Raw genomic sequence first — 13886 nt, 5'->3', positions numbered from 1 at the left:
CCAAAGTTATGGGAATCCTATATAAAGTTAGCTAATTTAATTGAGTGCATCCTTACCACATATCCAATTTACAAATAAGCTTTATAGAAGTTGTTCAAAAAGTCACAATGATAAGAGGCGAATCTCTTCGTTGAGGAGCGTGTGCACCTGCGTCTACGAGCCTATTCAAAGAAGTACATTTTTCGGTGCAAGGCAGCGGAGAAGGACATTCTCTGAAGTTGCCTCGCTACTCACGTATCATGAAGCAACAGTGGAACTTCTACTAAAACGTTGCTCGCGTGTCGTGGCGACCTTAGTCGACCTTCTAATTTGGCAACTTTTTGAACACTCACTTATATAATTTTTTCGAGGTGTTTTGAATGATTGATAAACTGTTTTATAAAACGTTACTGAAAAAAACCTTCTCGAATCCGATCGAGATCACCTTTTGGGATGGTGAAACGGTCAAATATGGGGACGGGGAACCAGACTTCACACTCATCTTTCATGATGTGATTCCAAAAGGGGAACTCATGCAGGACCCGTCCATTGCTTTTGGTGAAGCGTTTATGGACGGAACGATTGAAGTTGAAGGTGATCTTAAAGAAATCGTAACCTCCATGTACCGAAGTCAGAAAGGCTTCCTCGGCAATAGCAAGGTCTATGCCCAGTTTCTAGATAAGCTCTCAAACACAAAAAAACGCAGCAAAGAAAATGCTACGTTTCACTATGATATTGGTAATGATTTTTACAAGCTGTGGTTAGATGAAACGATAACCTATTCTTGCGGATATTTTAAGACAGCAAGTGATTCCCTTAAAACGGCGCAGCAAAATAAAGTGGCACATATTCTAAAAAAGCTAAACCTCCAAGAAGGGCAAAGGTTATTAGACATCGGATGCGGGTGGGGGCAGTTAATCCTCACTGCGGCCAAAGGCTATGGAGTGCAAGCAACAGGTGTCACTCTATCTGAGGAACAATTTGAACGGGTGAAAGAACGGATTAGAGAGGACGGATTGGAAAATTCCGTAGATGTGCATTTAATGGACTACAGAGATTTAAAAAAGCAGCAGCTTGAACGTATTGTCAGTGTGGGAATGATTGAGCATGTCGGCCAGGATCATTTACCGGAATATTTTCAAAAGGTAAATGAATTACTCGTAGATGGCGGGTTATCGGTTCTCCACTCGATTACCTCCCCCATTGAAGGTGGAACCAACTCTTGGATTGAGAAGCATATCTTCCCGGGGGTTATATTCCTGCTGTCAGTGAGCTAGTTAATCACATTACAGACAACAAGCTCTACTTAATTGATATGGAAAGTTTGCGGAGACATTATGCTAAGACACTTGAAAAATGGGCTGATAATTTTGAGAATGTCTTAGAGGAAGTTCGAAAAACAAAAGATGAGCGTTTCATTAGAATGTGGAGATTATATTTAAATTCCTGTTCGGCATCATTCCAAACTGGAAATGTTGACCTTGGCCAATTCATTTTCACAAAAGGGCCAAATGACTCCATTCCTTGGAGCCGAGAGTATATGTATAAGTAAAAGTACTAACTCTAAAAGAGACAAAGGTGCCTACACCTTTGTCTCTTTACTTGATTCGTTGGTGAACCATTCCGTCATCAATGCTTTTCTCCTTCTCTAGCCCACAATAGATATTTCTTCAATTCCAAGCCGCTCCGGTAGCCGGTTAATGCCTTTTGACGTTGCCGCTATAGAAAAATTTTAATTTTTCCATATTCAAACGCGACCAGTAAATATTGTCACTTTTCGTATGGTTCATGGCTAAGCCACTCCTCTCGTTTGACTAGGAGGGATCATTGGTGCTTTCCAATAATCAATGGTTACTTATGGTTTTTAAGTCGATTTCATGTGACAACCTCTACGAATAGCATACCCTAAATAGTTGACCATGTACGCGGTTGCCTTCCGAATGTAAAAGCAAGATAACGAAATCCACCATACAAATTGGAAATTTACGGTTCGAAACAGGACGTTTAGTGGACTTGACACAACTAAACAATAAAATGTTGTACGGAACAATCGGCTAAGTTTAAAATAAAATAGTTGGTGTTTTGATATAGAAAAGGAGATCAGTATGTTAAAAGCTTATAGTTGGCTAACTTTTTGTGTGATTGTATGGGGAAGTAACTTTGTTTTTGGTAAGATTTTAGTTCAGGATTTCTCTCCTGCATTGTTAACAATGCTGCGGCTTTTGTTTATTGTACTGCTATTAATTGGGATATCCTTTTACAAAAGGCGTTTGAAACGTGTGAATAAAGCAGATGCACTTACGATTTTCTTCCTCGGGGTTATTGGAGTCTTTATCAATCAATGGTCTTTTTTTGAAGGATTACAAACAGCTGATCCAACCACATCCGCATTAATTTTAGCGACGACCCCTATCTTAACTGGCTTTCTAGCAGCCATATTTCTAAAAGAAAAGTTTACAGTTCGTATGTTGATAGGGTCTATAGTTGCCATCATCGGTATTTATTTTGTTGTAACAAAAGGCAATTTATCCTCTTTGCATGTTGAAAAGGGGCTTCTATGGATTATTGTCACGATGATCACATTCGCCATTATGATTATTATGACGAGAGGGCTCTCAAAAAGGGTAGATCCTCTCACAATTACCTTGTATTCGAATATCGTGGGGTTCATTGTGTCTCTTCCATTTGCCTTTACACTAGACACACCGTTACGAATAAGCTCCGACCTTGCTGATTGGGCCTTTCTGGCTGGGACTGCCGTTGTTGTACATGGAATAGCTACATTAATTTGGAATAACAACATTAGGCACGTTGATGCATCAAAGGCTTCGATATTATCTAATTTAGAGCCTTTTGTTGCTATGATTATGGGGTTACTATTATTATACAAGCCCATCACAGGTATAGAAATAATTGGATCCTTATTTATAGTAGGAGGAGTTATGTTGTCTACCTATCAAAAAAGGAAAACAATATCCAGTCTTTAGCTGAAACGCAGGATAGCCACTTAAAACAATGGGGAGAGTTATTAATTAGCTAACCCCTTTTTCACCTTTACACCCCCTTACTATCCCTTAAGATCGGTGGGCCGCCCAGCTGGCCGTTCAAGCGAAAGTAAATCTTCGTCAAGATTCATTACCTTCTGCTCCACCATTTGTCTTGCATCATTTATCCCCTCATTATACAAAAAAGGCCCCATTTCTTGTATCATGAAGTGCAGGAATTGATCAGCAGCTAAATCTCCCATTTCTTCACCTTGCTCAAGTTCAAAATACTCTCTAATTCTAGCTTTGAGGTATTCCTTTTGCTCTTTTTTTAGTGATTTAATCATAAAACAATTCCCCTCTGTCATTCGTTTATATATTAGCCTACCACATTCTAGCCCTTTAGGAGGAAAACACGATGAAACCATATCATAGTCCTGTTCGCACCGTTGAAGAACTCCACTCTTTACAAGGAACTCCTGGTAAAATAGCCGACAATAAAGTCATTAAGTACATCGACGCTTTATCCAAGCAATTTTTAGCCCACTCCCCTTTTGCCATCGTCAGTACGTCTAACACTAAAGGAGAGTGTGACAGTTCACCAAGAGGCGATGCTCCTGGATTCACATATGTTCTTGATGATAAACATTTACTCCTCCCTGAAAGACTGGGGAACAAACGGGCAGATTCGATGAGAAACATATTGGAAAACCCACATATCGGTCTGCTTTTTCTCATTCCAGGCATAGAAGAAACGTTGCGGATCAACGGAGAAGCGACCATTATTAAGGATGGAGACCTGCTACGTAAATTGGAGGCTCAAGGACACGTTCCAAAGGTTGGCATTGTTGTGCATGTTAATGAATGCTTCATCCATTGTGCCAAGGCCTTTAAACGATCCAAGCTCTGGCGTTCGGAAGAGTGGATCGACACAACCTCACTCCCTTCTCCTGCAAAAATGATGGCCGATCACGCCAAACTAGACGTACATGATGAGGAAAGAGTTCAAGCTTCTTTGAATGAAAGCTATCACGCGCGGCTTTATTAATTTATTGCTACTGCGCACACCGTATTATTGGGCTTTGTTGGCTTAATGAAAATTTCAATTTGACTGAAGCCTGCACCATGGAGGATGGACTTCAGCTGACCTCCAAGCACTTCTGTCGTTGAGTCAGTAGCTCCATCCTCATGCGGACAAAGCGTAAGAGCGATTTTCCCACTAGTATTCATTTGTGAGCGAATATGCCTTAGTGTGTATACAGGGTTATTCCAATAGGTTATATTATTAATGGAATAAACCTTATCAAACCTTTTTTGCACATTCTGAATCATGCTTGCCTCTCCATGAATTAAGCAGATTTGTTGGAGACCGCGAACTTTATTTAGTCGCTTCAATGCCATGGTCAGCATAGCCTCAGAAGCATCAATTCCATAGAGGTTTACGGTCGGGTGTTTTTTAGCGATTCCCGCTAAGGCGGTGCCCGGTCCAAAACCGATTTCTAACACACTCTCCTGTTCATCAATCGATAAGAAAGATTGTGTCCACCTATTAAGCTCTTCGTTTTCTTTGGCCATGAAAAGGCCAACACCCTTCCCTATCCATCCCCTTGGCTTAGAAAATTGCTGGTCAAGCATGTTATATCCCCCCTTCCATTCTATTCCTACAAGATTCCCTAATTCTTCTTGCGTTATGCTTCTTTAAGAGGTTGTTCAAAAAGTCCCCAAATGATAAACGGCGAATTTGGCAACTTTTTGAACACGCACTTTAACATTTCCCAGCAGGTCTAATTGTTTGTATGATAGATTATAGAGTTTTATTTTAGGTTATAGTAAACTAGGAATAGTTACGGGGGTATAATATGAAACGTTTTTACTTTCTTTTATTTGTTTCCATTTTCCTGCTTATTGGCTGTGGGAATACTAACGAGCAGTCGTCAAACAGTTTTGATGAAATCACTAGCCAACCATGGTCTGAAATTGAAGAAGCGGCTGACGGGACGACCGTTCGATTGTATATGTGGGGCGGTGATGAAGGAATCAACCAATACCTTGATGAGTGGGCCATCCCTCATTTAAAAGAAAAGTACAACATTACACTTGAACGGGTGCCAATGGATACGGTGAAAATTTTGCAAAAGCTTCAGACGGAAAAGAAAGCAAACAAACAGGACGGGACCATTGATATCATATGGATCAATGGTGAAAACTTTAAAAATGCCAAAAAAAATAATTTACTAGCTGGATCTTTTACTGATAAACTTCCAAATTTTAATAAGTACTATCAAACAGATGATCCTGCACTTACAACTGACTTCGGCACGCCCGTCGAGGGAATGGAAGCTCCATGGGGGAAAGTGCAGTTTGTTTTTCACTATGACGAGTCCAAAATAGATGAACCACCAGCTTCTTTTGCACAATTACAGGAATGGATAAAGTCTCATCCTGGGAAGTTTACATATCCGAATGCAACAGACTTTACAGGGAATGCCTTTTTAAGACATGTTCTTTATGCGAAAGCTGATCAGCCTTCTGATATTTATAATGAACCCTTAGATGAAGAAGCGATTTCAGGAACCGCCAATAAAATGTGGGGATATTTAAATAACATTGAACCCGACTTATGGCGTTCTGGGGAACATTATCCTAACTCATTAACGGAACTCGATAAACTATACAGTCAGGGGGAAGTGTGGATGACGATGGGTTACAATGAAGCACGAGCAGAATCACTAATTGAGCAAGGGGTATTCCCTGAGACAACGAAATCGTTCGTTATGGAACCCGGATCGATTGGTAACACCCATTTTCTATCGATTCCTTTTAACAGTCCAAATGTGAAAGGTGCACTTACGACGATTAACTACTTACTCTCACCAGAAGCACAGTTGGCCAAATACAAGCCGAATTATTGGGGTGAAAACACTCCGATCAGTTTAGAAAAGCTGTCTGAGGAAATGAGGAAGAAGTTTAAGGCGGTAGATCGAGGGGATAGTGTAATTAGCCAGCAAAAACTAGAAGAGAGTTTCCTGCCAGAATCAGAGGCTGCTTATGTCGAGTGGATGGAAGAACAGTGGTTTAATGAAGTCGTCCAAGAGTAAATTGTGGTTTCTGCTCGCTCCTGCACTCGTTTTTCTAATTTTGCCTTTATACGGGATGTTTGCAGCGGTAAGAAGCAGCATTAACGGGAACCAAGGACTCACATTCACCTATTATGTACAATTATTCCAATCGGAGCGGTTTCTCTCATCCATCGCTTTTAGTGTACGAACGTCACTAGTCGCAACCGTAATCGCGATCATTATCGGATTAATCATAACGCGACTCTTCCACACCTATCTAGATAAAACCACCCCCCGTTTATCTGTATGGCTGCCTATGCTATTCCCTCATTTTGTTTGGGGATACTTAGTCATTCTCCTCCTTGCAGAAACGGGATTGATTGCGCAAATTTTTCTTGTTGTTGGTTGGATAGATGGGACAGGGCAATTCCCAGTTCTCACGCGTGACCCTTATGGCCTCGGAATCATTATTACGTACGTATGGAAAGAGATTCCTTTTGTTATTTTGATGCTCCTGCCTATTTATTCATCGATCCCGACAAGCTACTATGATCTAGTCAAAACCCTTGGCGGGAGAAGCTGGGAGCAATTTAGGACGGTCGAATGGCCACATATTCAGCCTGTATTAATCGAAACCTTTTTAATTTTATTTTCTTTTACTCTAACCGCCTATGAAGTTCCAGCACTTTTAGGTACAACGTTTCCGGAAATGATTTCTGTGCTAAGTTACCAATGGTTTTATGGAGGAATTTTGGAAGAGCGACCACTTGCCTTCGCTTCCATGGTATTTGTAAGCATAGTCATTTTAACACTCACTTTAGCTGGATACTTTTACATGAACCGCCGGCGCATGCGTGCCATGAGGGGGCGTTTATGATGAGATCTATGAAGTTCAAGTTTTATCTGCTCTTATTCTTTTTGTTCATAGGGCCTGTCCTCTTTCTAATTCTACAAAGTTTTAGTGAGGTTTGGCGCTATCAATCAGGGGAAGGCTTAACATTCAATCTACAGAGCTATCAGGTATTATTTTCTGACCCAAATATAGCCGAAGCCACCCTTTGGTCGCTAGTGATCGGTGTTTGTGTATTGCTTTTTAATCTATTGATCGGACTTTTGAGCGGCAAGGGATTAGCCTTGTATTCTTTTACTGGACGTTCCTTTCTCGAAGCCTTATTCCTAGCGCCAATATTAGTCCCTGTTTTGGCTGTAGCTATGGGACTTCATTTATTTATGATCCGGATTGGCCTTGCTGATACATGGATGGGGGTTGTTCTAATCCACCTAGTTCCTACAGTTCCCTATAGTATTAAAATTTTTCACAATACCTATAATCAGCTCGGTCACGGCATGTTAGAGCAGGCGTCTATCCTGGGTGCAACTTCTTTCAAACAGCTGCTTACGATTGAGTTGCCGCTGCTTAAGCCAGCCATTCGAAGCGTCACCTTTTTAACGATTGTCATTAGTTTAAGTCAATATGCGTCGACTGCTATTATAGGTGGAGGAAGAATTCTTACATTGCCAATGATCTTCTTCCCCTTCTTAAATACAGCAGATGCCTCATTAATGGCGGCATTCTCTATTTGGTTCGCACTACTCCCCTTCTTTATGTACATCGTTGTTGAACTATTATTGTTTCTATTGCCCTATACAAGAAAGCCTTGGAGGAATGGATGATGACCCATGTAATTGATGTCACTCAGCTGCACAAACGATTCGGTAAAACCGAGATCGTGAAGGATGTAAATTTTCAACTTGAACAAGGGGAACTGATTAGCATTGTTGGACCTTCTGGAAGTGGAAAAACGACTTTACTTCGGATGTTGGCTGGTTTGGAGCCTGTCACTTCAGGAGCTGTCTTGCTTAATGGTAAGGATGTAACAGATCGTAAGGCAAATGCCAGAAACATTGGGCTCGTTTTTCAACAACCTTTACTCTTTCCTCACATGACAGTGGAGGAGAACATTTCGTATGGTGTCAGAGTAGCTGGAAAAAATGCAGGAGACAAAGCGAAGAAACTATTACAGGCAATCAGTTTATCCGAATATGGGGGCCACTTCCCAGCTGAATTATCAGGGGGACAACAGCAACGTGTGGCGTTAGCTCGAGCGATTGCTACGGAGCCTGAAGTCTTACTGTTGGATGAGCCGTTCAGTAGCTTGGACGCCCAACTCAGAGAAGAACTGCGCTATTGGGTTAGAGATTTACTTAAAACTCATCAGATCACAGCGGTCTTTGTGACCCACGACCTGGAAGAAGCGATGTTAATGGGAGATCGCATTGCACTGTTTCATGAAGGCATCTTTCAACAATTTGCGGCAGCAGATGAGATTCATGAAAAGCCCGCCAACCCTTTTGTAGCCAGATTTTTAAAAGGGCATCTCGTCTTAAACAATGAACAGTATTCACCTATAAGTGCGTTAACGCTTACGGAACCAGTTAAACAGCACAGGGCATTTAAGGCACAACTTCTCCACACTACCTACTCCCAAGGTCAGAAACTGGGACACCTTTTCATTGAGGAGATAAATGAAAAAATCACATTACCGCTCACAGTAAATGAACATAGAGACACCTTTTCTATTTATCTTCCATTAGAAAGAATTTGCTCCTTTTCGACAAGAATGGGGAATCCCTTATGAATAAAATGAAACTCCTACGGGGGCTTATTTTTCTTATCGCCTTTGTAGTCATTGCATGGCTTGCTAGACAGTACTTAGATATAAGACCAGAGCAAATTCGCGATTATATTCTATCCTTCGGTTTGTGGGGACCGCTGCTATTTATGGGATTATATACGATAGGGCCGATCGTCGCCCTCCCTACCTCGATTTTATCGTTGGCTGCAGCTTTCGCATATGGACTTTGGCCTGGGATGCTCTATATTGTCATCGGAGCAACTGGTGCATCGATCACCGGATACTTTATCGGTCATTTCTTCGGTGCTTCTGTTATCAAATTCCAAGAAACCAAGTGGGCCCAGACCATTTACAAACGAATGAATGAGAAAGGATTTCTTTATGTTTTCATTCTTCGTTTAATCCCTGTCGTTGGATTTGATATTTTAAGTTATTTGGCTGGAATGGCCCGTGTGAAACTACGTTCTTTTGTGCCGGCTACGATCATCGGGATGCTTCCAGGAACATTTGCTTATAGTCTTGTTGGCACAAGTTTAGCGAGTGGTGAGCGCAGCCTCATTCTTATTGCCATCAGCGTTTTTACAGCCCTTCTTCTGATAACATTTATATTTAGAAAAAAGGTCCGGGATTGGCTTAACTTATAGATAAAGCGTTTGTTCCAAGTTGGAGGAACAAACGCTTTATCTAAACTTATCCATAAATGCACGATCAATCTTATTTTTCAGCTGCCATGTGCTCTTACTATGAACGGCCACAGGGCCATATAGTAGTAAAGCCTTCTCCATCCCTGTTGATAATAGATAAAGAACAAGCTTCTGGGCTGATACGTTATAAGTTCCTCCGCAGCAGCAAAGCGGCGCAAATTTTCATAAAGAATAGGAGCCTGTTTGACAGCGTGTACTCCGCTCTTGTCTAAATACGGGTTAGTCTTTAATGAGACACAGTCCCCCACTCCAAACATAAACTCATAATTGTCAAACTGCAATGTTGCTTTCACTAGTGGAAACCCTTTTTCGTCCACTTTAATTCCTGACGTTTCAAACAGGGGATCTGCAAGCGGCCCGCCAAGCCAAAGTACGCCGGTATGTCTAATTTTATTGTTTGCACTTGTCACAATATAATCTTCATACACTTCTTCTACTCTTTCCCGCTCCCATAATTGAACTCTTTTTTCCTGCATAATAGACTTTAGCTTTTTAGACATTCTTTTTGGCTGAGAACCGAGGATGTTTGATGAGCTGACCAAGCGAACCTGCCCATCTATTTGCTCCCTGGCTTTATAGGCTTGCAGCGAAAGTGCCAATTCACAGCCTCCTGCCCCACCACCTACAATAAGAGGGTGACTCGTTTTCCTTAATTCATTCACCTGTTCGACAAACTGTTCATGAGGCTTAATTGAGCGCGCAACTGTATGTCCAAAATGATCTGGGAGATGTTTGGAACCAATGTCAAAACTAATCATATCAAATGGGTATACAGCGCCGCCCCGGCAGAAAAGTTTTTTGAAGTTCGGATATACACGTGAAGCTCTCTTCCTAATAAAATGGATGCCCGCATCTTGAGTCAATTTCTTTAAATCAAGCCGTATCTCTTCAAGAGAATAGACTCCTTCCGTATAGCCTGAGAACATCCCCGAATAATAGAAGTATTCAGAAGGCGAAATTAAGCATACCTCAACATCATCGATAGGCTGCTCCTTCATGGAACGAATTACATCAATATGAGCATGGCCCGCTCCCACCAGCAATAATCGTTTCGACAGATCAAATACCCCCTTATCAGCATATGTCCCACAAATAGTTCATTCATATAATAGCGCTTTCTTTTATACTTACAAAAAACGTTCACATGGGTACTACCATGTGAACGCTCTATTACAAGCTAGCTTGTAAAAACTCCTCAACCTCTTCAGGAGTTTTTGCATTCGCACTATGCAAATGAGCTGTTCTCTCCCCCTCCTGAAAAATTAAGAGACTAGGAATCCCCATAACCTCATATTTATCAGCAATCTCTGGCAGTTCATCTCTATTCACATCATACCATTTATAGTTATTAAATTCCTTAAGGATATCCCCAATAAACATATCCATTCGACGACAATCTGGACACCAATCTGCCTGAAACTTGACAATCACAGGCTGCTTACTCTCAATTACGCCTTGAAATGTTTCGTTTGTATGAATAGACTCCATGCAACACTTCTCCTTTTTCTATAAAAATCTAACCTTATCATACGTGATTTACCTATTTATGTCTTTTCATCCGCTCACGAGTATTCAACGCGACCAAGGAACCAGGCAAACAGCAGCCCACTTATTAAAGTGATTATACTTAAAAGCCACGTTCCGAGGTCTCCAGGTATGCCCGGGAAAATAACAAAGATTGAACCAACAACTAACCCAATAATTAAAGCAAATGTGCCTGATGTATAGTTCTCCAGGAAAAATTCAATGAGTTTACTCATGAAAATAATCCCGCATAAGATACCCAAACCAACGACCAATATAACGCCGAAATTTAAGTTAGCCACCGCATTAATGATTGTACTATACATCCCGATAATCAATAAAAGGAATGAGCCACTAATACCGGGGACAATCATCGCACTACTTGCAAGCCATCCTGAGAAAAACAGCATCACATAAGATCCGAAGGTGAGGTTCGTTATAACTGCTGACTCTGAAGTTTGAAAGAATGCCATAGACCCTACCAACACAGCTCCTATCAATAACAGCACATAGTGATTGCTTTTAAAGCTATTTTTCATATCTGCCTTATGTGTTAAGTAAGGAATGACGCCAATAATAAGACCTAAGAAAAAGTATTTCGTTGGCCCAGGGTGGTGTTCAAACAGCCACTCAATCAAATTAGCTAATAATAGAATAGATGTTCCAATACCAATGCCAAGGGGTATTAAGAACTTCAGGTGCCTTCTCCACTCTTTACTGAAAAAGCCATTAATTGCTTCGATAAGCTGGTCATAAATCCCGAGAACAACAGCGATCGTACCTCCGCTCACACCAGGCACAACATCACTTGCCCCCATAATCATACCACGGTAAATATTTTTCCAATGCCACATAACATCGATCCCCTTTATACCTTAAAGTCACATCTTTTTCTATTTTATCAAATATGTATTAGCATATATCCACTATATTCACTTTGCAAAGAAAATAAGCCTGTAGACCCCCCACAGGCTTATGTTTTATCTTTGAAAAGAAATCGTCTCGTTGCATGAATCAGCCAATTTTTCAACTTGATGTTTAAAGTGCTTGAAATCTAACTCATCAAGCTGCTCGGTATGAACAGCTTTCATCATATACACTCCAAACTCCCAGACGTCTCCTTTAACAGTATCATCATTTACCACTGCCACTTTATATAATGCTTCCAGCACGCCATTCATGACAGATATGTCCTGACTCCCGTATATGCGTATTTGATAGAAGCTTTTATAAAGGTATTCTTCATACGCTATTGGTTCCATTATAAGGCATAATTCTTTGTTTCCATCTGCAAAATAACGGATGGGTTCATAAACTGCCCCAAGTTCAGCTAATAAAGAACCAATCCGGTTAATGCAGTTCACAGCTGTATGAGGGTCATTGGTACTAGGAGAGATTGCTTTAACAGCAATTTCAACCAGTTTCTGTAACGAAAATTCAATATCTTGAAGATCTGTTCTCTCGTTGCCAATCAGCAAATAATCATGACAGCCTTCTAACGCTTCCTCTTCCTCCGTATCACTCCAGCAATAAAAGACTGGCATTCCTTTTTGAAGATAGCTGCCAACAAAAAAGTCAGCTTCAATAAGTGTATCTCTTTTGCTCGCCCACTCAATTAAGGATGGAATTCCAACGGTTTGTGCATAACCAGATTCCCTCGCGTAAATTATCTTTTTCCTTTTTTTCTTACGTTCTCTGATCACTTGTTCATTCCAATCGCTGAACTCGTAGTAATTCTTCGCTTCATATGTCTTTTTGATCACTTTGGAGGTACTTGATCGAATAGTACCGATTAAATTATTAACTTGAACGAACCTTGAAGAATGATGAATAAATAATATGAAAAAAGCCAAACACACAATCGAAACAATGACCGTTAGGAATGGACTAATAAGTTCTTTACTCTGTTCACTTCCCATAAGAAGCAAATTTATGATCACAAAGATAAATCCAAATGAGAAAACACCAAGAACATGCTGAGTTACCCTGCTTTTCATAAAATCCTGCAGTGTACGTGGAGAAAATTGTGTCGAGTAAGTAGTCAGGACAACCATTATAGTCGAAAAGCTAATCGTTGTCATCGTTAGAATCGAAGTAATTAATGAGCCGTAAAGCGTTTGAGCAGCACTGGTGTTCATTAATAAGATAGATGGTATATTTTCTTTCACTTTAGGGATGATCCATAAATCGACCATTGTCACCAGGGATACACAAATAATCGATAGGATACTATAAATCGTTGGCAGAAACCAAAAGCTGTCCCGTATATGAATCCATGCCCTTTCCCTGTTCAAAAAAACTCCCCCTTTGATTTAGTAAATCATCTTTAATATAAAAGCTTTTCAAGCCAAGGATGAGTCGGTTGGGAATGCATAAGTGCCTGCTTCAGCCATTCCTTTTGATGCTCGTTCAAATGAGGGAAAACGTAATTGAAATCATCATGGTCCTTATCCCTCGTGTGTTTAGCTTTATATAAAAGAACAATTTCAGGATTTAAATACGGAATCCCTTGTTCGGATTGAAGATTCATCATGGATAATGGAAATGAGAGATTAGGTTCTCTCCTATAAACCCATCTCCCTCTATTTCTCTCATTAAGTAAAATTTCCAGCTTCTCACCATCTTGACGTGATGCATGAATTTCGTGAACCGGAAGTTCAATTGGGTCGTTTAAATCCCACTCCCTCTTCCGCTCTTCTTGAGCGATATAGATATCCCAATCAGCTAATAAAGAGGCTAAATCTGTCTGTTCATCACGAAAAACGGCCACCTCAATATCCTCATGCTCACGTGTCTCTTCCCCTATATGTAAGTCAATTGCCCAACCACCTGCCACCATCCACTTTCCATTATAATCCCTCATGAAATCCTTCACTTGTAAACAGCGATCAAACACTCTATTCCACCCCTTTCCATAATCCTATCATTCCCTAAAAATGAACACATATCACAAACGAAAAGCCAAAAAGGGCACTTTCATACATAAGGACCGGAAAAATC

The 13886-nt window shown here is 40.7% G+C and carries 14 protein-coding genes and 1 pseudogene; 8 read left to right on the top strand and 7 right to left on the bottom strand.

The window, feature by feature from the left end; all coding sequences use genetic code 11:
• Positions 1-359 precede the first annotated feature (359 nt).
• Positions 360-1531 (top strand): annotated as a pseudogene (locus MUO14_RS14645) (class I SAM-dependent methyltransferase).
• Positions 1532-2084: 553 nt separating this feature from the next.
• Complete coding sequence (locus MUO14_RS14640; RefSeq protein WP_244751384.1) at positions 2085-2966, top strand: DMT family transporter; 882 nt, start codon at positions 2085-2087, stop codon at positions 2964-2966.
• A gap of 80 nt (positions 2967-3046) precedes the next feature.
• Here the strand turns inward: MUO14_RS14640 and MUO14_RS14635 are convergent, their stop codons facing one another.
• Positions 3047-3310, bottom strand: coding sequence for a DUF2164 domain-containing protein (locus MUO14_RS14635; protein ID WP_244751383.1), 264 nt, complete (start codon positions 3308-3310; stop codon positions 3047-3049).
• A 71-nt stretch (positions 3311-3381) separates the two neighbouring features.
• Here MUO14_RS14635 and MUO14_RS14630 point away from each other — a divergent pair, with 71 nt between their 5' ends.
• Positions 3382-4011, top strand: a complete 630-nt coding sequence (locus MUO14_RS14630; protein ID WP_244751382.1) for a pyridoxamine 5'-phosphate oxidase family protein — start codon at positions 3382-3384, stop codon at positions 4009-4011.
• Here the strand turns inward: MUO14_RS14630 and MUO14_RS14625 are convergent.
• Positions 4008-4598, bottom strand: a complete 591-nt coding sequence (locus tag MUO14_RS14625; protein ID WP_244751381.1) for a class I SAM-dependent methyltransferase — start codon at positions 4596-4598, stop codon at positions 4008-4010. The two genes, MUO14_RS14630 and MUO14_RS14625, sit on opposite strands and share 4 nt — an antisense overlap.
• Before the next feature lie 224 nt (positions 4599-4822).
• On the opposite strand from MUO14_RS14625, the gene MUO14_RS14620 reads away from it, so the two are divergent.
• The 5 genes from MUO14_RS14620 to MUO14_RS14600 are packed head-to-tail and all read left to right on the top strand — an operon-like array spanning position 4823 to position 9302.
• Positions 4823-6061 (top strand): ABC transporter substrate-binding protein, encoded by a 1239-nt coding sequence (locus tag MUO14_RS14620; RefSeq protein WP_244751380.1) that lies wholly within the window; start codon positions 4823-4825, stop codon positions 6059-6061.
• Entirely contained in the window at positions 6012-6899 is an 888-nt protein-coding gene (locus MUO14_RS14615) for an ABC transporter permease (RefSeq protein WP_244751379.1), read from the top strand. Before MUO14_RS14620 ends, MUO14_RS14615 begins: the two co-directional genes overlap by 50 nt.
• Positions 6899-7696: an ABC transporter permease gene (locus MUO14_RS14610; RefSeq protein WP_244751378.1), complete on the top strand. Its 798-nt coding sequence runs from the start codon at positions 6899-6901 to the stop codon at positions 7694-7696. The genes MUO14_RS14615 and MUO14_RS14610 overlap by 1 nt, the downstream gene beginning before the upstream one ends.
• On the top strand, positions 7696-8661 hold the full coding sequence (locus MUO14_RS14605; RefSeq protein WP_244751377.1) for an ABC transporter ATP-binding protein: 966 nt from the start codon (positions 7696-7698) through the stop codon (positions 8659-8661). Before MUO14_RS14610 ends, MUO14_RS14605 begins: the two co-directional genes overlap by 1 nt.
• Positions 8658-9302 carry a TVP38/TMEM64 family protein gene (locus tag MUO14_RS14600; protein ID WP_244751376.1) on the top strand — a complete coding sequence of 215 codons (645 nt, stop codon included), beginning with the start codon at positions 8658-8660 and terminating at the stop codon, positions 9300-9302. Before MUO14_RS14605 ends, MUO14_RS14600 begins: the two co-directional genes overlap by 4 nt.
• 77 nt (positions 9303-9379) lie before the next feature.
• Here MUO14_RS14600 and tilS read toward each other — a convergent pair whose 3' ends face one another.
• The 5 genes from tilS to MUO14_RS14575 all read right to left on the bottom strand — a co-directional run bounded on the left by tilS (position 9380) and on the right by MUO14_RS14575 (position 13782).
• Complete coding sequence (tilS, locus tag MUO14_RS14595) at positions 9380-10399, bottom strand: tRNA lysidine(34) synthetase TilS (RefSeq protein WP_244751375.1); 1020 nt, start codon at positions 10397-10399, stop codon at positions 9380-9382.
• Between the two features lie 133 nt (positions 10400-10532).
• Complete coding sequence (locus tag MUO14_RS14590) at positions 10533-10850, bottom strand: thioredoxin family protein (protein WP_244751374.1); 318 nt, start codon at positions 10848-10850, stop codon at positions 10533-10535.
• 74 nt (positions 10851-10924) lie between these two features.
• Positions 10925-11740, bottom strand: coding sequence for a DUF368 domain-containing protein (locus MUO14_RS14585; RefSeq protein ID WP_244751373.1), 816 nt, complete (start codon positions 11738-11740; stop codon positions 10925-10927).
• A gap of 126 nt (positions 11741-11866) precedes the next feature.
• A complete protein-coding gene (locus MUO14_RS14580) occupies positions 11867-13180 on the bottom strand; it encodes a DUF2254 domain-containing protein (protein ID WP_244751372.1) in 1314 nt (437 codons plus the stop codon).
• Between the two features lie 32 nt (positions 13181-13212).
• On the bottom strand, positions 13213-13782 hold the full coding sequence (locus MUO14_RS14575) for a nucleotidyltransferase domain-containing protein (RefSeq protein WP_244751371.1): 570 nt from the start codon (positions 13780-13782) through the stop codon (positions 13213-13215).
• Positions 13783-13886: the final 104 nt, after the last annotated feature.

The organism is Halobacillus shinanisalinarum (assembly GCF_022919835.1).
Lineage (GTDB): Bacteria > Bacillota > Bacilli > Bacillales > Halobacillaceae > Halobacillus_A > Halobacillus_A shinanisalinarum.
This window is presented reverse-complemented; position numbering and strand designations above follow the sequence as displayed.